The sequence below is a fragment of the Acidimicrobiales bacterium genome, assembly GCA_022452145.1.
GTDB lineage: Bacteria > Actinomycetota > Acidimicrobiia > Acidimicrobiales > MedAcidi-G1 > UBA9410.
Genome location: JAKURY010000008.1, coordinates 26,162 through 43,768 on the forward strand (window position 1 = coordinate 26,162; position 17,607 = coordinate 43,768).

Genomic DNA, 17,607 nt, shown 5'->3' on the forward strand with positions numbered 1-17,607 from the left:
CGCTGGGTGGGGACACCATGGTCGATCAGGGACCGGTGAAGACCGGGCCGGTCGCATCCAGTGTCGGGACCTCGCCGGGGCCGTCCTGGTAGCGGTTCAGCTCGAACCGGGCGACGACGAAGTGGTGCACCTCGTCAGGACCGTCGGCAAGGCGCAGGGTGCGCTGGCGGGTGTACATGCCGGCCAGCGGCGTCCACTGCGATACGCCGGTGGCGCCGTGTATCTGGATGGCCGCGTCGATTATCTGGCAGACCTTCTCCGGGACCATCGCCTTCACGGCGCTGATCCACACCCGGGCCTCAGCATTGCCCATCGTGTCCATGGCCTTGGCGGCCCTCAGCACCATGAGGCGCATGGCCTCGATCTCGATCCGGGCCCGGGCGATGACCTCCATGTTCTTGCCCAGGTGGGCGATCGGCTTGCCGAACGCCTCCCGGTTGATGCCTCGGCGGCACATCATCTCGATCGCCCGTTCGGCGGCACCGATGGATCGCATGCAGTGGTGGATGCGGCCGGGCCCCAGGCGGAGTTGCGAGATCTCGAATCCCCGGCCCTCGCCCAGCAGCATGTTCGAGGCCGGAACCCGGGCGTCGTCGAACGTGATGTGCATGTGGCCGTGTGGGGCGTCGTCGTCGCCGAAGACCTGCATCGGATGGTCGATGGTGACCCCGGGAGTGTCGATGGGGACGAGGATCTGCGACTGGCGACGGTGGGGCGGGCCGTCGGGGCTGGTCTGCACCATGGTGATCATCACCTTGCAGCGGGGGTCACCGGCTCCCGAGATGTAGTACTTGGTGCCGTTGATGACCCACTCGTCGCCGTCCAGGACCGCCCGGCAGGCGATGTTCTTGGCGTCCGACGAGGCCAGGTCGGGTTCGGTCATGGCGTAGGCCGACCGGATCTCACCGTTCAGCAGCGGCTCCAGCCACTGCTTCTTCTGCTCCGGCGTACCGACCCGTTCCAGCACCTCCATGTTCCCGGTGTCGGGGGCCGAACAGTTGAGGCTCTCTGACGCCAGCGGGTTCTTGCCCAGTTCGGAGGCTATGTACGCGTAGTCCAGGTTCGAGAGGCCCTCACCGGTCTCGGCGTCGGGGAGGAAGAGGTTCCAGAGCCCGACCTCGCGGGCCTTCACCTTGAGCCCGTCGAGGATGTCCAGCTGGCCCGGGTGGTAGCCCCAGTGGTCCGTCCGTTCAGTTCCGAGTCGGTGGAATTCCATGGTGACGGGTTCCACCTCGCCGGCGATGAAGGCCCGTACCCGGTCGTAGATGGGACGTGCCCCCTCGGACATGGTGAGGTCCAACGAGGGGTCGGTGGGGTCCTCTATGTGCAGGCCGGGGCCGATTGCCATGGGTGCGTCCTCATGCTGGGTGGCGCCTTCTGACGGGCGGAACCGGGCCGAACCTAGGCGCGCTGGTCGCACGCCTCCCCAGCGGGCAGAATGCGCGCGATGCACGTCACGGACGAGGTCCTGGGGCTGTTCGCGGCACGCGGTGGGAACACCTACGCCGAGTCGGTGAGCATGGAGCAGCACGCCTTGCAGGCCGCGGCCCTGGCCCGCGCCGCCGGCGCGCCTGACGCACTCGTGCTGGCTGCCCTGCTCCACGACGTCGGGCACTTCCTGGACGAACCCGACTCGGAGTTCGGGGTCACCGACCACGGAACCTCGGGTGGGGCCTGGCTGGCCGAGCGGTTCGTCGCCGCTGTCAGCGAGCCCGTTCGCCTGCACGTGGAGGCCAAGCGGTTCCGATGCTTCGTGGACCCGGGCTATGAGGACGAGTTGAGCCCGGCCTCGGTCGGGACGCTGAAGCTCCAGGGTGGCCCCATGTCGGCTGCCGAGGCCGAGGCGTTCGAGGCCGAGCCGTTTGCCGCCGACGCCCTGGCGGTGCGGTCGTTCGACGACGGGGGCAAGGTCGCTGGCCTGGCGATACCGGCCCTGGATGGATGGCGCCCACTCCTGGACGCACCGGAGGTCCGTAGATGACCGGGTTCACGGTCTTGGCGCTGGAGGCCGACGTGCTGACCGTGGAGCTGGCGGACGGACCAGCCAGGTTCCATGCCATCTGGCTGCGGGACAACGCCCGTGACGACGCCTCGCGTGATGCCTCCAACGACCAGCGCCTGTTCGACGTGTCCGAGCTCCCGGACGAGGTTGCCATATTGGCTGCCGAGGTGGTGGACGGCCACCTGTGCGTGGAGTTCGCTCCGGACGGTGCGGTCAGCACCTTCGACGTCGGGTGGCTGGAGGCCCACCGGTACGACGGAGGGGGGTGCCGGTCGCAGGGGGCCGTTCCCTGGCTGGCGGCGGGGTTCGACCCGCACCGCCTGGCGTGGTCACGACAGGACGATCCGGCTGCCAGGTCGGCGGCGACCACGGCGCTCGTGCGGGACGGCCTGGCCATCGTCGACGGCCTTGCCGGTGGCTCCGATGGGGTGGGTCCGTCCATCTCCGACGTCGCCGGAATCTGGGGCCCGGTCCGGGAGACCAGCTACGGCGAGGTGTTCCACGTGCGGGCCGAGGCCGATCCGGTGAACCTGGCGTTCACACCGAGGGCTCTGAACGTCCATACCGACAACCCGTACCGCCGACCGGTGCCCGGCTTCCAGCTGCTGCACTGCCTGGTTGCCAGCAGAACCGGTGGGGTGACCGTGCTTGTCGACGGCTTCAGAGCCGCTGAGTCGCTGCGGGTCGAGGACCCGGCGGCCTTCGACATGCTGGCCGGCCACCGGGTGCCGTTCCGGTGGCGGGGCGACGGCTTCGACCTGAGGAGCCGTTCGGCGGTCATCGAGGTGGACGACCGGGGGGTGGTGCTGGCCGTCCACTACAACAACCGCTCGGCCGCGCCGTTCGACCTGCCATACGACGAGATGTCCGGCTTCTACGAGGCCTACCGCACCTTCGCCCGGCTGCTGCACCGTCCGGAGCTGGAGTTCCGGTTCAAGCTGTTGCCCGGCGAGTGCCTGGTGTTCGACAACGAACGGATCCTGCACGGCCGGGAGGGCGAGTCCGACTCGGAGCGGTATCTCCAGGGTTGCTACATCGATCGGGACTGGGTCCACGGGCGGGTCGGCGCACTCCCCGACTGAGGTCCTGCACAAGTATGACCTGTGTAACACGGAATATGTGATACACAGGTCATATATGGCGAACCTGACCCTGGCCGTCGACGACGACCTCCTCCACAGGGCCCGCGTGCGTGCCGCGGAGCAGGGAACCTCGGTGAACGCCGTGGTCCGCGACCTCCTCACCGCCTATTCGGCGGCCGACCGGGTGGGAGCGACCCGTCGGCGGCTCGTCGCCCTGTCGATCTCCTCGGCCTCCGGCTCCGGACGTCGGTCGGTTGTCGGCGGCCCGGAGCCCCGGGCCTGACGTGGACCGCCACCGGAGCCAACCCGGGTGAGCCGGTCCTTCCTGGACGCCTCGGTCCTCGTCCGGCTGTTCGACGACGACGAGCCTGTCCTCCAGGCGGCGGCGCGGGCCCTGGTCGGTGACGTCGACGGCCCGGTCCTTGTGACCTCGGCCCCGGTGCTGGCCGAGTTCCACGAGGCGGTGACGTCGGGGATGGCCCGACCGCTGGCCCCGCTGGTGGCACGCCGGGTGGTGGCCGAGCTGGCCGACCTGACCGTCGTCGCGGCCGACGCCGCCCTGGTGCTGGCTGCCACCGACACCGCCGACGAGTGCGGCCTGGCCCTCCGGGACGCCCTCACCCTGGAGGCTGCAGCCGTGGGCGGGTGCGACCGGGTGCTCACCGAGGCCCTCCCACATGGCACCATCGTCCGCGGCCTCCTAGTGGAGGACCCGGCCGAGAGGAGCGACCCATGATGGAGATCGACGGGCTGGTCCGCCACGACGTGGACGCGAGCGGCACCCTGATCCACGTGGCCGAGGTGGGCGACGGGCCGATGGTGCTCTTCGTCCACGGATTCCCGGAGTCGTGGTACTCGTGGCGCCACCAACTGCCAGCGGTCGCTGCGGCCGGCTACCGGGCCGTCGCCATCGACGTCCGGGGCTACGGGTCGTCCGAGGCCCCCGCTGACGTGGACGCCTACCGCCTGGTCGACCTCGTCGGGGACTGCGTCGGGGTGGTCGAGGCGCTCGGCGATACCGGAGCCGTGATCGTGGGCCACGACTGGGGGTCGCCGATTGCCAGCACTGCAGCGTTGCTGCGTCCCGAGGTGTTCCGGGCCGTCGCTCTCCTGAGCGTGGCCTACACCCCGCCCAACGAGGTCAGACCCACCGACATCTTCCGGATGATGGGCGGCGACGACACGTTCTACATCGAGTACTTCCAGGAACCCGGGGTGGCGGAGGCCGAGATCGGCACTGATCCGGCCCGGTGGCTGGAGGGGATGATCTTCAGCGCCTCCGGGGACGCGCCGCCGCCGCTCCCGGGAGAACCTGCGGGGTTCGCCGTAGCCAGCGGAGGCCGGTTGGACGACCGGTTCCGCTACCCGGAAGGACCGTTGGCATGGCAGGGCGCCGACGACCTCGCCTTCTATGTCGGCGAGTTCGCCCGTGCCGGATTCTCCGGTGGCCTGAACCGGTACCGCTGCGTGGACCACGACTGGGTCGACCTGCGGGCATGGCGTGGGGCGCCGATCCACCAGCCCTCGCTCTACATCGGCGGGGAGAAGGACGGCCCCACCATCTGGGGAGCCGGGAGCATCGCCCGGTATCCCGAGACCCTGCCCGGCCTGCACGACTCCGTGGTCCTGCCCGACGTCGGCCACTGGATGCAGCAGGAGGACGCCGCTGGTGTCAACGCGCTCCTGCTGGACTTCCTGGACGCCTGTTCCTGACCCCGGTCAGGTAGGAGGTCGGCGGGGCCTCCGGGCCTCCGGGCAGGCGTCGCCTAGGGTCCACCCATGGGGAAGGGCGACCACGGCCGGCTGACCCGCTCGCTGGGCCTCCGCCACGTCTTCGCCCTCTCCACGGGGGCGATGCTCTCGTCGGGCCTGTTCCTGCTGCCGGGCCTCGCTGCAGCGAAGGCCGGACCGGCGGCCGTGCTGGCATACCTCCTGGCAGGGCTTCTGGCCGTGCCGGCCATGCTCAGCGTGTCAGAGCTGGCCACCGCCCTGCCCAAGGCCGGTGGGGCGTACTACTTCCTGGAGCGGGCGCTGGGCCCGGCGGTCGGCACGGTGGCCGGATTCGGGACATGGCTGTCGCTGGTGCTCAAGGACGCCTTCGCCATGGTCGGCATGAGCGCCTACCTGGTCCTGATCCTGGACGTGGATGCCACCACCCTCGCCCTGGTGCTCATCGCGCTGTTCACCCTGGTCAACGTCGTTGGCTCGAAGGCCAGCGCCTCCATGCAGCTCGCCCTTGTCGTGGTGGTGCTCGGGGCCATGGCCTGGTTCATCGTCGAGGGCCTGGCGGAAACGGCCTCGCGCGGCGTCGACGGCTCCAACCTCGACCCGTTCTTCACAACCGGCCTATCCGGGGTCACCGCGGTTATCGGCCTGGTGTTCGTCTCCTTCGGCGGCCTGACCAAGGTGGCCAGCGCCGCCGAGGAGGTGGAGGACCCCTCGCAGCGCATTCCGTTGGGCATGGCCCTCTCGCTGGCCACCGCCACGGTGCTCTACACACTCGGGGTCCTGGTGACCGTCGCCCTGGTACCGCCCGACGTGTTGCACGGCAACCTGGCTCCCATCCACACCGCCGCGGAGGCGGTCCTGCCGAAGGTCGGCGTGTGGCTGGTGGTGGTCGCCGCACTGGCAGCCTTCTCCTCGGCCGTGAACGCCGGGATCCTGGCCGCCGCCCGGTATCCGATGGCCATGGCCCGCGACGGCCTCCTGCCGGCCCGCCTGGGGCGCCTCAGCCGGTTCGGGACCCCGGTGGTCGGCGTGGTCATGACGGGATCGGCCATCGCCGTGGTCGTCGTGGCGTTCGATACCGAGTCCATCGCCAAGATGGCCAGCGCCTTCGTGCTCCTGACCCTGGGCCTGGTCAACCTCGCCGTCCTGGTGCTGAGGGCCTCGGAGATCCGGTCGTACGCACCGGCGTTCCGGTCGCCCCTCTACCCGTTCACCCAGCTGGCCGGCATGGCCATCTCGGGCTACCTGATCGTGCGCCTGGGAACTCAGGCCCTGATGTTCGTGGCAGCGGTGGCCGCCGTGGGCTGGGCGTGGCACCACCTCTACGCCACCCCGCGGACCGACCGGGCCGGCGCCATCCGCCACGTCTTCCGGCGCTGGGGCCGGGAGGCCGACGAGGCCCTGGAGAGGGAGATCAGCGCTGCGATGGCCGGACACGGCCTGCGGTCCAACGACGACTATCCCGGCCTCATCGCCCGGGCCGTGGTCCTCTCCATCCCGGCCGGCACCGACATCACGGAGGCGGCGGCCAGGGCGGCAGCCGTGCTGTCGGACCGCATCGGCGTGCCGACGGAGCGGGTCACAGAACAGTTCCTGGAGACGGGATCGCTGTGGATCCAGCCGTCGGACGACCACCCCACGGCCACGCCGGTGGCCCTCTTCGACGCCATCCAGACCGACCAGCTGGTGATCGTCCGGGCGGCGTCGGGCATCCGCATCCCGGCTGCGTGGGGAGGGTCCGGCGAGCTGGTGAACGCCCTGTTCTTCCTGGCCGGTACGTCGTCGGACCCGGGTCGGTCGTTGCGCCTGGCCGGCGAGCTGGCCGGCTTCCTGCACACCGGTGCCCGTGCCTGCGGGCTGGCCGCATCCGAGGCCGACGTGAAGTCGTCGCTGCTGCCCGGTTGGACCGTCCGGCAGTACGCCCTGCTGCCCGAGGGGCGTGACGCGGAGTTGATCGGCAGGCGGGTGGGTGGTCTTCACCTACCGGACGGGGTCGAGGTGGCGGCGGTGACCCGGTTCGGGGTACCCCTGCTGGTCGACGACAGCCTTGTGCTGGAACCCGACGACCAACTCACCGTCGTCGGCCCGGAGGACGTGATGCCGGCAGCCGGCGCCCCTGCGCCCGTCGGCTGAGTGTCCTGTCGCCGGCGACCCTGACTCCCTCGGCCGAACGCCCGGCGCCTGGTCACCCGACCAGAAGGCTGCGGATCTCGGCTGTGCCGGCCACGCGCTCGGCGTCGGTGACAGCGATCGGGGCGATGTTGAAGTCGACGGCACCGGCGTCCACGTACGGGCGGAGCCAGTCGGCGATCTGGGCCGGCGTTCCGACCGGGGAGTACCTCTCGAATGCCGAGTACGGGGCACCGTAGAACCTCTCCATGGCCGGACCCAGGAGTGCGGCGCCCTCTGCAGGTGTGTCGCCCAGCCCGACCCAGATCTGGTAGCCGTGCTGCCAGAACACCCCGGTGCGCCCGGCCTCGGCGGCGGTGGCCTCGGCCAGGGCCACGCCTTCGGCGAACCGCCGGGGAGAGCACCACGAGGCCAGCCAGCCGTCGCCGCGTAGGCCGGCCCGCCGGACGGCGGCATCGGAGCGACCACCCACGGTGATCGGGACCGGAGGTGCGGGTGCCGGGAGTACCGCCGCCTCAGGTGCGTCGTAGAACTCGCCGTGGTGGTCGACGGTCTCGCCCGCCAGGAGCGGTCGCAGGACGTCGAGGGCCTCATCGGTGCGGCGCCCCCGGGTGGCAGGGTCGACGGCCACCACCTCCATCTCGTGGCGGTCCTCTCCACCCACGCCCACGCCGAAGGTGAGGCGCCCGGGGGCCTGGTCTGCGAGCGTCGAGACCTGTCGGGCCACGGCGACCGGGTGTCGCAGCGCCAGGAGGTAGACGCCCACGTAGACGCCGATGGTCGGATGCAGGCCTGCCAGCCAGGAAACGGTCATGAGGCCGTCGCGTCCCCGACCGCCGAAGAAGGAGATGTGGTCGGCGGTGACCAGGTGGTCCAGGCCGGCTTCGGCTGCCGAATGCACGTAGGCCACCGCCTCGCCGTGTGAGGCGAACCCGGCGGGTGGTATGGACAGCCCGACCCGGATCCCGGTCGGCGGGGGCGCGCTCAAGGCGTGCGCTTCTCCCCGAAGCGGTCCCAGGAGGTGATCCTCTCGGCTCCCCGGTGGCGGGGGGCCACCCCCCATTTCCCTGTCGGGTGTCCGAGCGGGAGCAGCGCCAGCACCTCGTAGCGCTCCGGGATGCCGAGCAGGTCGCGCACGTCGTCCTCGTAGATGCGGTGCAGGGTGGTCATCGCCGTTCCGAGGCCCAGCGAGCGGGCGGCCAGCATGAAGTTCTGGATGGCCGGGTACACCGAGGCATGCGTCGGACCGACGGGCATCGGTCCCTCGTCGTCGTGAACCGTCATGTCGATGGACGGCATGAGCAGGAGGACGATCGCGGGGACGTGCTCGAGGTTCTCGGCCAGGTGCACGGTGGCCCGGTTGTTGCGCTCCCAGCCCTCGCGCACCTCGTCGTTGGGGAACTCGGACGGGGCGATCGCCGGCTCGTACCGTGCCCAGCCCCGCCGGTAGATCTCGGCCAGGCCGAGCCGCAGCCCGGGGTCCCGCACCACCATGAACTGGTAGGGCTGGATGTTGCCACCGCTGGGCGCCTGTACGGCGGCCTGCAGGCAGGTCCAGATGTCCTCGTCGGCGACAGGCTCGTCGGTGTAGCGGCGCATGGCCCGGTTGGTCATCAGGCCGTCCAGCAGCCCGATGTCGTTGCCCCGGGGTCCTCCGGTCTCGAATGGCATCGCTGCGGTCCTCCCTACTTCCCGGTGAACCGGGGCTCGCGCTTCTCGGACAGGGCCGAGAGGGCCTCGGTGAAGTCCTCGGAGCCGAAGGTCACGGTCTCCAGAGCGGTCGACAGGTCGAAGGCAGGGCCGCAGGTTTGCCTGATCCAGGCGTTCACCGCCTGCTTCGTGAACTGGACCGCCTGTGGTGCTCCTGCGGCCAGGCGCTTCGCCCAGGCCAGGCCGGCGGCAACGCAGGCTCCGGGGTCGGGTGCCGACTCCACGATGAGGCCCATCTCCACGGCCTCGGTGGCCGTCACCGGGTCTCCGGTCAGCAGGAAACGCTTGGCCAGCTGCGGGCCGAGGGCCAGCGGCCATGCGATGGTGCCACCGTCGCCGGCCACGATGCCCACCCGTACATGGGGGTCGCCCAGGCGGGCCGTCTCGGACATGACCGTGATGTCGGCGAGCAGGGCGATGCTGGCCCCGAGTCCCATCGCGTGTCCGGTCACCGCGCAGACCAGCGGTAGGTGCAGGTCCAGCAGGTCCCACACGATGGACCTCCCGTCGAGGCGGATGTCGGCGGCGTAGCCGGGCTTCGAGAACTCCGGGAACCAGCCGAAGTCGCCGCCGGCGGTGAACGCCCGCTCGGTTCCGGCCAGCAGCACGGCCCGGGCTTCCCGCTCGTTGCGGAGGTGCTTGAACAGGTGCGTGAGCTCGTGGTGCATCTGCTCGTCGACCTTGTTGAGGTCGTCGTCGGGCTTGTCGACGGTCACCACCAGCACGTCGCCGTCCCGGTCGAAGCGGAGGTATTCGAAGTCGGTCATGGTCGCTCCCGTGGTCGGTAGTTCGTCGGTTGGCTGGTCAGGCGGCGGGTCGTGGCTCCCGGGGGAGACCGAGGAGCCGTTCGCCGATGATGTTGCGCTGCACCTCGCTGGTGCCACCGCCGATGGTCAGGGCCCGTGAGAAGTAGTGGCCCCAAGCCCATGGGTCCTCATGTTCGTCGTACGGGTAGTGCCCGTCCAGCATGGTCGACGGGCCCTCGAGGTCCTTCACCAGCGACATGGCCTTCTGGCCGTGCACGTCGCCAATGGCCTTGCGAACCGACGACAGCGGCCCCGGGTCGGTGCCAGCCACCCTGGCGCTCATGATCCGCCGGTTCAGGAGCCGCAGGATCACCATCTCCGTGTACAGGTCGGCGATGCGTTGCCGCAGCACGGCGTCGTCGCAGCCGAACGTCCTGATCCGGTCCAGCACCGTGTCGTCGTCTGGCCCGCGACCCCAAAGCACGCCGCCCTCCGAGAGCGAGACCCGCTCGTTGGCCAGCGTCACCTTGGCCAGGCGCCAGCCCTCGTTCTCCGCCCCCACGAGGTGCTCGGCAGGGATGCGGACGTCGGTCAGGAACGTCTCGTTGAAGTGCCGGCCCCCGGTCATCTCGATGATCGGGCGAACCTCGATGCCTGGGGTGGTCATGTCCAGGAGGAAGTAGGAGATGCCCTTCTGTGGCGGGCCGTCGTCCGAGGTCCGGGCCAGGAGGATCCCCCAGTCGGTCACGTCGGCCCGGGTCGACCAGAGCTTCGAGCCGTTCACCACGTAGCAGTCCCCGTCGCTTACGGCCCGGGTACGCAGCGACGCCAGGTCGGAACCGGCCTCCGGCTCGCTGAACAGCTGGCACCAGTCCTCGGTGTCATCGAGCATCGGGGGGAGGAAGCGCCGCTTCTGGGCCTCGGTGCCACCGGCGAGGATCGTCGGTCCGGCCCACCCCACGCCTATCGAAGCTCCGGGGATCTTCACCCCGGCCGCCCTGAACTCGTCGTCGATGATGAGCTGGGCCTCGGCATCGGCGTCGCGGCCCCACGGTCCGGGCCAGTGGGGGGCTATGAACCCGCCCTCTGCGAGGTCTCGTCGGGACGGCGACGGGTTGGAGGCGAGCCAGGCGCGGACCTCGAGGCGGCGGGGGTCGTCGTCCGGGGGGAGGGCGAAGTCCATGGTCGGGCAGTCTCCCGCACCGATCAGAGCAGCGCGGTGTCGGTGTCCAGGCCGAGCCGGAGCCGACCGGTCAACTCGCGGATGCGGGGAGCCACCATGGCATGCGTGGCCGCCACCTGGCCGTCCCGGACCATGCGCTGGAGGGGTTCGCGGAGGTAGACGGCGCTGCCGCCGGCCTCCCGCTGCAGGTGTCCCAGGGCGTCGGCACACCGCTGGGCGGCGTCGCAGGCGGCCAGTCGCAGGCTCCGCCGGTGCTCGACGGTGAGGGGGTCGCCGGCTCGGGCGGTCTCCCAGGCCTCGCCCAGCACGTCGTGGAGGAAGGCCAGGGAGGAACGGGCGGTGGCCTCGGTGCTGGACAGCACGGTCTGGCCGGAGGCCCGCTCGGAGAGCGTGCGGCCGGAACCCTCGGGCTTCCTGGCCACGGCGATCTCGGCGAACCGGTCCACGGCCCCGTTCAGCAGGCCGACGGCCACCGCGGCGACCCCGGCGGCCAGCATCCCGTAGAAGGGGAACCGCCACTGCGGGCCGTCCAGGCGGGGCACGGCGGTGGGGAGTTGGAGCCACCGACCCTCAGGGACGAAGGCGTCGTCGACCCGGTAGTCGGCCGACCCGCTGCCCGCCAGCCCGGTCACGTGCCAGGTGTCGAGGTGTTCCACGTCGTCCCGGTCGAAGAAGACGAACGGCGCGAACAGGCCGTCGTCCCGCCTGGTGGGCGTCCCGTCGGCGTCGACGATCCGGGCCCCGCCGCCGATCCAGGTGCAGTGGTGCGTTCCGGACCCCCAGGCCCACGTCCCGGTCACCCGGAGCCCACCGTCAACGGCGACCGCCCGCCCGACCGGCGCGGCGTAGCCCCCGACGCACGAGTCGGCCGGGCCGAAGATCAGGGTGGCCACGTCGAGGGGTAGGAAGCCGGCCTGGAGCGATGTGGTGCCGGCGATCATCACGCACCATCCGGCAGCTCCGTCGTGTCGGGACACCTCGGCGATGACGTCGATGGCCGTTGCCACGTCCAGTTCCGGCCCGCCCAGGTCCGCAGGAGTCAGCAGCCGGAACAGCCCGGCGTCGGTGAGGTCGGCCACGACGTCGTCGGGCAGCGTGCGGTGGGCCTCGATGCGTTCGGAGCGTTCAGCCAGCGTGGGTCCGAGGTCTCGGGCCCGCTGGAGTAGGTCGGCCATGGGACAAAACTAGAAGAGACTTCCAAAAGAAGCAAATAGAACTATAAGTGACCTAGAGTCATGCCCGTGATGGGGGTCGGTGGAGATCTCGACGAAGGCGCACCGGTCGGCCGGTCGGAGCGGACCCGGCGGATCCTGGTGGATGCGACCGTGGATCGCCTGCGCTCTGACGGCGCCTTCACGGCCGAGCAGGTGGCCGCCGATGCCGGGGTGAGCGTCGCCACCATCTACAACCGCTTTCCCGAGGGGCGCGACGGCCTGCTTGCCGCAGCCTTTGACCGGGCGCTGGACCGTGTGGTCGCCGTCGGCGCCGTGCTGACCGTGGAGCGCTTGCTGGACGACGGCCTCGAGGCCACCCTGCGGGCAATGGTCGAGGGCCTCGTCGCCGTGTTCGCCGACGAGGCCCTCGTAATGCGGGCCGGGCTAGCCAGGCTGCCCGAGAGCCGGATGCTGCGGGAGTCCTACCGCCGGCACGAGGCCGACGCCCGCTCCCGCAACCACCGCTTCGTCCAACTCGGCCAGGCCGCTGGTCGGATCGTCGACGGAGATACCGACGAGTTGGCGGACGTGCTTGTCGTCCTGGGCCAGGGCCTCAACAACCCGGTGCTGCTCGGGTCGGTCCGCCGTGGCCGACTCGTGGGCCACATGACGGCGGCGCTGGTGGCCATCCTGGAACCCGGAGGACCGACGACGTGAGCAAACCAACCACCGAGAGCGTCGTCGTGTACTGGCGTCCGCTCTGCGGCTTCAGCCTGCGACTCCTCCAGGCGCTCGAAGCCGCCGGCATCCGCCCGGAACTGCACGACATCTGGGAGGAACCGGAGGCTGCCGAGTTCGTCAGATCCGTCAACGACGGTGCGGAGACCGTGCCGACCGTTGTAGTCGACGGGACCGCCTACACCAACCCGCCGCCAGACCAGCTGGTCGCCCACCTCCTACAGGCCTGACGGGCCACGGTTGGAGGTGGCGCCGGGTCCGGTGGCGCGCGTCCGAAAGACGCGCGACGATGCGGAGTCCGGGCGGGATCGGGGGATCGCACCGACGGCGTTGTGACGAACCGTCCGGGGACACGAAAGAGGGGTTGGAGATGGAGGTCTCCGTCACCGTCAACGGGACGACGCGTTCAGCCGACGTCGAGCCGCGCACGCTGCTGGTGCACTACCTGCGCGACGACCTGGGCCTGACCGGCACCAACATCGGGTGCGACACGAGTTCCTGCGGTGCGTGCACCGTGCTGGTCGACGGCAGGTCGGCCAAGTCGTGCACCCTGCTGGCCGCCCAGGTGGACGGCGCCGAGGTCACCACCATCGAGGGCCTGGCCGGCGACGACGGCCTGCACCCCATGCAGCAGGCCTTCCACGAGTGCCATGCGCTGCAGTGCGGGTACTGCACCCCTGGGATGGTCATGGCCGCCGTCTCGCTGGTCGACGAGTACGACGACCTGGACGCGGCCGGAGTCCGGGTCGGCCTGGAGGGCAACCTCTGCCGCTGCACCGGCTACCAGAACATCGTCAAGGCCGTCCTGGCCGCCAGCGAGTGAGGGGGCCGAGATGACAGACACCATGAACCCGTTCACCGGCGGCATCGTCGGTACGCCGCGACTCCGCAAGGAGGACCCGGCCCTGCTGACCGGGGAGTCGAAGTTCATAGACGACCTGAACCTCCCGGGCGCACTGTGGATCTCGTGTGTCCGCAGCCCGCACGCCCATGCCCGCATCGGCGCCATAGACGCCTCGGCTGCACTGGCCACCGACGGCGTGGTCGCGGTCTACACCGGTGCCGACCTGGAGGGCGACTGGGCCGGACCCCTGCCCTGTGCCTGGCCGGTCACCGATGACATGAAGAACCCGGCCCACCTGCCGGTGGCCGTGGGCAAGGCCAACTTCGCAGGCGATGCAGTCGCCGTCGTGGTGGCCACCTCGCGCTACACGGCCGCCGACGGTGTCGAGGGCGTGGTCGTCGACTACGAGCCGCTCGAGGCCGTGGTCGACCTCGATGACGCGGCCAGCGACAGGGTGGTCATCCACGAGGACTGCGGAACCAACGTCTGCTACGACTGGCCGCTGGTACCGGACCCCGACGCCGTCGCCGCAGCCTTCGAGAACGCCGTCCACCACGTGACCGAGACCTACGTACACCAGCGGCTCATACCGGCGCCCATGGAACCGCGCGGCGTCGCGGCCGTACCTGCTCCGCACAACGGGGACATGACGCTCTACTCGTCGACCCAGATCCCCCATGTCCTGAAGGTCATGGGAGCCCTCACACTGGGCATGCCGGAGCAGAAGTTGCGGGTCATCGCTCCCAGCGTGGGCGGTGGCTTCGGTTGCAAGCTGAACGTCTACGCCGAGGAACTGGTTTGCATGGCGTTGGCCAACCGCCACGGCGTGCCGGTGCGGTGGACCGAGACCCGGACGGAGGCCGCCACGTCCACGATCCAGGGTCGGGCCCAGCGCCAGACCATCGAGTTGGCCGCCGACGCCGACGGGAAGCTGACGGCCGTACGGGCCACCCTCCTGGCCGACATGGGGGCATACCTGCAGCTGGTGGCCCCCGGCGTACCGCTGCTCGGGGCGTTCCTCTACCACGGCCTCTACGACGTGCCCGCGTACTCGTTCACCTGCCGGAGCGTGTTCACCAACCTGGCGCCTACCGACGCCTACAGGGGTGCCGGTAGGCCGGAGGCCACCTACGCCATCGAACGTGCCATGGACGCCCTGGCGGTGGCCGTCGGCGTCGGCCAGGACGAGATCCGGTCCCGGAACTTCATCCCGACCGAGAAGTTCCCCTACGACTCACCGGCCGGCCTCATCTTCGACTCCGGGAACTACCAGCCGACCCTGGATCGGGCAAAGGAGCTCGTGGACTGGGACGGTCGCCAGGCCGAGCAGGCCGAACGCCGGGCCGCCGGGTCGACGCTGCACCTGGGAATTGGCATCTCGTCCTACGTCGAGATGTGCGGCCTCGCCCCCAGCCGCACGTTGGCCGCCCTCAACTACGGCGCCGGCGGCTGGGAGTCGGCCACCGTCCGGATCCTGCCGACGTGCAAGGTCCAGGTGGTAACGGGCTCCACGCCCCACGGCCAGGGCCATGAGACCTCCTGGTCGATGATCGTGGCCGACCAACTGGGGGTGGATCCCGACGACGTCGAGGTGCTGCACTCCGACACGGCGATCAGCCCGTTGGGAATGGACACCTACGGGTCCCGGTCGCTGTCGGTTGGCGGGACGGCGCTGTGGATGGCCACCGAGAAGGTCATCGACAAGGCCCGGGCCATAGCGGCCCACATGCTGGAGGCCAACGCCGACGACCTGGACTTCGCCGGTGGCACCTTCACGGTGAAGGGCAGCCCCGACAAGGAGGTCCCGCTGGCCGGCGTGGCGTTCGGCGCGTTCACCGCCCACGACCTTCCCGACGGGATGGAGCCGAACCTCGAGGCCCAGGTCACGTGGGACCCGGGGAACTTCGTGTTCCCGTTCGGAACCCACATAGCCGTCGTCGAGGTCGACGAGGAGACCGGGGCCGTCGAGCTGCTCGACTACGCGGCGGTGGACGACTGCGGCAACCAGATCAACCCGTTGATCGTGGAGGGCCAGTTGCACGGCGGCATCGTCCAGGGGGTGGCCCAGGCACTCTGGGAGGACGCCGTCTACGACGCCGACGGGCAACTCCGGTCGGCCAACCTGGCTGACTACCTGGTTCCCTCGGCCGCCGAGTGCATCGACATGAAGTTGGACTACACGGTCACGCCGTCGCCAACCAACCCGATGGGGGTGAAGGGCATCGGCGAGGCGGGGACCATCGCCTCGACCCCGGCAGTGATGAACGCGGTGGTCGACGCGCTGCGGCCAATGGGTATCACCGACGTGCGGATGCCGGCGTCGCCCATGACCGTGAGACGGGCCATCGAGGCGGCGGGAGGTGCGTCATGATCCCGGCGGCGGTGGACTACGTCAGGGCGGACTCAGCCGAGGCCGCGATCGCCGCGCTCGTCGAGCACGGCGACGAGGCCAAGCTGCTGGCCGGTGGCCAGTCCCTGGTTCCGCTGATGAGGCTGCGACTGGCCACGCCCACCGTGTTGGTGGACGTGGGCCGGGCGGCCGACCTGGCCGGCATCTCGGTGGACGGCGAAACGGTCTCGATCGGTGCCCTGACCACCCACAGCACGCTGGAACACTCGGCGGACCTGGCAGCGGCCTGTCCCCTGCTGGCCCACGTGGCCTCGGTGGTGGGCGATCCGGCGGTGCGCCACCGTGGCACCCTGGGTGGCTCGCTGGCTCACGCCGATCCGGCATCGGACCTGCCGGCGGCCGTGCTGGCCCTCGGAGGGACGCTGGTGGCCGCCGGTCCGGGTGGTACGCGTGAGATCGCGGCGACCGACTTCTTCACCGGCTTCCTGGAGTCGGTACTGGCTGTCGACGAGGTGCTGACGGAGGTTCGCGTGCCGGTCTCGACCGGTGGATGGTCCTACCAGAAGTTCAACCGCCGGGCCCAGGACTGGGCCATCGTCGGGGTGGTCGTGGCCGAGGGCGGCGCCGGTGTGTCGCTGGTGAACATGGGATCCACGCCGCTGCGGGCCCCGGCGGTGGAAGCCGCCGTGGCCTCGGGAGCCTCGGTGACAGAGGCGGCCGCCGGAGCGGCGGACGGTACGGAGCCGCCGACCGACACGCAGGCCGACGCCGCGTACCGGGAGCACCTGGCCCGGGTGCTTACGGCCCGGGCGCTGGAGGTCGCCGGGGCCTAGGACGAGGCGGAGAGGCCTGTCGCGGGACCGGTCCGGACATGCCAGGTGAAGGGGATCCCGGTCCGGCCCCCGACACGGCCGGCTGGTCGGTAGCCGTTCAGGGGCCTCCCGGGAGGGACTCGCAGGGTTCCCCGTCCCCGTCCCCGTCGAGTCGGGCCACGTCGCCGTAGGCGGTGAAGAACCGGTCGAACCAGGCCTTCGCCTCGGGGTAGGAGTCGAAGTCGCCGCAGTTCCGCACGTCGCCGGGGTTTGGGGGCGGACCGCCGTCGGTGGTCCCGTCGAGGTCGATCGGGTCGCCGAGGTCAATCGGGTCGCCGAGGGTGATCTCGGGGAGGGCGACGACCATCGGCTGTGGGTCGCCCTGGCAGGTCTCGAGCATCTGGTGCAGGGCGGCCAGTTCGGCGCTGGTGACGGTCAACGCCCAGCGGACCTTGATGTCAGCCCAGGTGTCGGCGTAGGTGCACCAGTACGACCGGTCCGGCGGTCGCCAGGCTTCGGGCCCCCGGTCGCCCTTGGACCGGTTGGCCGAGGCCGTCACGGCCATCAAGTGTCGCGGGTCGGCCTGGTCGTTGGCGTAGCGGCGTTTGGTGGCTCCGTCCCACGCCCAACCGCCGCTGCGGTGGGCGTTGGCCAACGGGACGAGGTGGTCGATGTCCAGGGCGCGGGGGTCGTCCACGGTGGACCCTGTGAAGGCGGCCAGCCACCGACCGCCGGTCACCAGGCAGCCGTCGTTCCGCAGCACCGGCGAGGCAGTGGCTTCGGCCATCAGCACCTCGTGCCGGGTGTTCAGGCAGTCGCCGTCATCGTCCGACCAGCCCCCGCCCCAGTCGTCGCGGTCGTAGCCCCCGGTTCTCGGGGTGTCCTCCACGACCAGCAGGTCGAGCACCGACCCGGGCCAGCTGGTGTCTGGCGGTTCCCGGGTGGTCGTCGTCGGTGCGCTGGTCGTCGGTGCGCTGGTCGTGGCGGGTGCGCTGGTCGTCGGTGCGGTGGTCGTGGGGTCGGGGTCCTCGCCGCCCGCGGCGCACCCGGCGCCCAGCAGTGCGGTGAGGGCCAGCGCGGCGGCTCCCGTACGCCCGGGGAAGTGCGGCACCGGCCCATCCTCGCAGG

General features: G+C 70.6%; 18 protein-coding genes. 11 read left to right on the plus strand and 7 right to left on the minus strand.

Annotation, left to right across the window (positions count from 1 at the left end):
* Positions 1 to 25 precede the first annotated feature (25 nt).
* Positions 26 to 1,348, minus strand: a complete 1,323-nt coding sequence (locus tag MK177_04305) for an acyl-CoA dehydrogenase family protein (GenBank protein ID MCH2426537.1) — start codon at positions 1,346 to 1,348, stop codon at positions 26 to 28.
* Positions 1,349 to 1,447: 99 nt separating this feature from the next.
* Between MK177_04305 and MK177_04310 the strand changes: the two genes are divergently transcribed.
* The 6 genes from MK177_04310 (at position 1,448) to MK177_04335 (ending at position 6,945) form a co-directional block, all read left to right on the plus strand.
* On the plus strand, positions 1,448 to 1,981 hold the full coding sequence (locus MK177_04310; GenBank protein ID MCH2426538.1) for a hypothetical protein: 534 nt from the start codon (positions 1,448 to 1,450) through the stop codon (positions 1,979 to 1,981).
* A complete protein-coding gene (locus MK177_04315; protein MCH2426539.1) occupies positions 1,978 to 3,084 on the plus strand; it encodes a TauD/TfdA family dioxygenase in 1,107 nt (368 codons plus the stop codon). The genes MK177_04310 and MK177_04315 overlap by 4 nt, the downstream gene beginning before the upstream one ends.
* 55 nt (positions 3,085 to 3,139) lie before the next feature.
* Complete coding sequence (locus tag MK177_04320; protein MCH2426540.1) at positions 3,140 to 3,367, plus strand: hypothetical protein; 228 nt, start codon at positions 3,140 to 3,142, stop codon at positions 3,365 to 3,367.
* 27 nt (positions 3,368 to 3,394) lie between these two features.
* On the plus strand, positions 3,395 to 3,820 hold the full coding sequence (locus MK177_04325; GenBank protein MCH2426541.1) for a PIN domain-containing protein: 426 nt from the start codon (positions 3,395 to 3,397) through the stop codon (positions 3,818 to 3,820).
* Positions 3,817 to 4,797, plus strand: coding sequence for an alpha/beta hydrolase (locus MK177_04330; GenBank protein MCH2426542.1), 981 nt, complete (start codon positions 3,817 to 3,819; stop codon positions 4,795 to 4,797). The genes MK177_04325 and MK177_04330 overlap by 4 nt, the downstream gene beginning before the upstream one ends.
* 66 nt (positions 4,798 to 4,863) lie before the next feature.
* Positions 4,864 to 6,945, plus strand: coding sequence for an amino acid permease (locus MK177_04335; protein ID MCH2426543.1), 2,082 nt, complete (start codon positions 4,864 to 4,866; stop codon positions 6,943 to 6,945).
* A gap of 52 nt (positions 6,946 to 6,997) precedes the next feature.
* On the opposite strand, the gene MK177_04340 is transcribed toward MK177_04335, so the two are convergent.
* Genes MK177_04340 through MK177_04360 form a run of 5 tightly spaced genes read right to left on the minus strand, consistent with a single transcriptional unit; the run spans position 6,998 to position 11,756 of the window.
* Complete coding sequence (locus tag MK177_04340) at positions 6,998 to 7,930, minus strand: LLM class flavin-dependent oxidoreductase (GenBank protein ID MCH2426544.1); 933 nt, start codon at positions 7,928 to 7,930, stop codon at positions 6,998 to 7,000.
* Positions 7,927 to 8,613: a nitroreductase family protein gene (locus tag MK177_04345; protein ID MCH2426545.1), complete on the minus strand. Its 687-nt coding sequence runs from the start codon at positions 8,611 to 8,613 to the stop codon at positions 7,927 to 7,929. The genes MK177_04340 and MK177_04345 overlap by 4 nt, the downstream gene beginning before the upstream one ends.
* Positions 8,614 to 8,627: 14 nt before the next feature.
* A complete protein-coding gene (locus MK177_04350) occupies positions 8,628 to 9,419 on the minus strand; it encodes an enoyl-CoA hydratase-related protein (GenBank protein MCH2426546.1) in 792 nt (263 codons plus the stop codon).
* A 37-nt stretch (positions 9,420 to 9,456) separates the two neighbouring features.
* A complete protein-coding gene (locus MK177_04355; protein MCH2426547.1) occupies positions 9,457 to 10,581 on the minus strand; it encodes an acyl-CoA dehydrogenase family protein in 1,125 nt (374 codons plus the stop codon).
* A 23-nt stretch (positions 10,582 to 10,604) separates the two neighbouring features.
* Positions 10,605 to 11,756 carry an acyl-CoA dehydrogenase family protein gene (locus tag MK177_04360; GenBank protein ID MCH2426548.1) on the minus strand — a complete coding sequence of 384 codons (1,152 nt, stop codon included), beginning with the start codon at positions 11,754 to 11,756 and terminating at the stop codon, positions 10,605 to 10,607.
* Positions 11,757 to 11,825: 69 nt separating this feature from the next.
* Between MK177_04360 and MK177_04365 the strand changes: the two genes are divergently transcribed.
* The 5 genes from MK177_04365 to MK177_04385 all read left to right on the plus strand — a co-directional run bounded on the left by MK177_04365 (position 11,826) and on the right by MK177_04385 (position 16,500).
* Positions 11,826 to 12,452, plus strand: coding sequence for a TetR/AcrR family transcriptional regulator (locus MK177_04365; GenBank protein MCH2426549.1), 627 nt, complete (start codon positions 11,826 to 11,828; stop codon positions 12,450 to 12,452).
* The gene (locus tag MK177_04370; protein ID MCH2426550.1) at positions 12,449 to 12,703 is read left to right on the plus strand and encodes an NrdH-redoxin; all 255 of its coding nucleotides are present in this window, start codon (positions 12,449 to 12,451) and stop codon (positions 12,701 to 12,703) included. Before MK177_04365 ends, MK177_04370 begins: the two co-directional genes overlap by 4 nt.
* Positions 12,704 to 12,843: 140 nt before the next feature.
* On the plus strand, positions 12,844 to 13,296 hold the full coding sequence (locus tag MK177_04375; protein MCH2426551.1) for a (2Fe-2S)-binding protein: 453 nt from the start codon (positions 12,844 to 12,846) through the stop codon (positions 13,294 to 13,296).
* A gap of 10 nt (positions 13,297 to 13,306) precedes the next feature.
* Positions 13,307 to 15,688 (plus strand): xanthine dehydrogenase family protein molybdopterin-binding subunit, encoded by a 2,382-nt coding sequence (locus tag MK177_04380; protein MCH2426552.1) that lies wholly within the window; start codon positions 13,307 to 13,309, stop codon positions 15,686 to 15,688.
* Positions 15,685 to 16,500, plus strand: a complete 816-nt coding sequence (locus MK177_04385) for a xanthine dehydrogenase family protein subunit M (protein ID MCH2426553.1) — start codon at positions 15,685 to 15,687, stop codon at positions 16,498 to 16,500. Before MK177_04380 ends, MK177_04385 begins: the two co-directional genes overlap by 4 nt.
* Before the next feature lie 97 nt (positions 16,501 to 16,597).
* Here MK177_04385 and MK177_04390 read toward each other — a convergent pair whose 3' ends face one another.
* Complete coding sequence (locus MK177_04390) at positions 16,598 to 17,590, minus strand: HNH endonuclease family protein (protein MCH2426554.1); 993 nt, start codon at positions 17,588 to 17,590, stop codon at positions 16,598 to 16,600.
* Between the last annotated feature and the right edge of the window lie 17 nt (positions 17,591 to 17,607).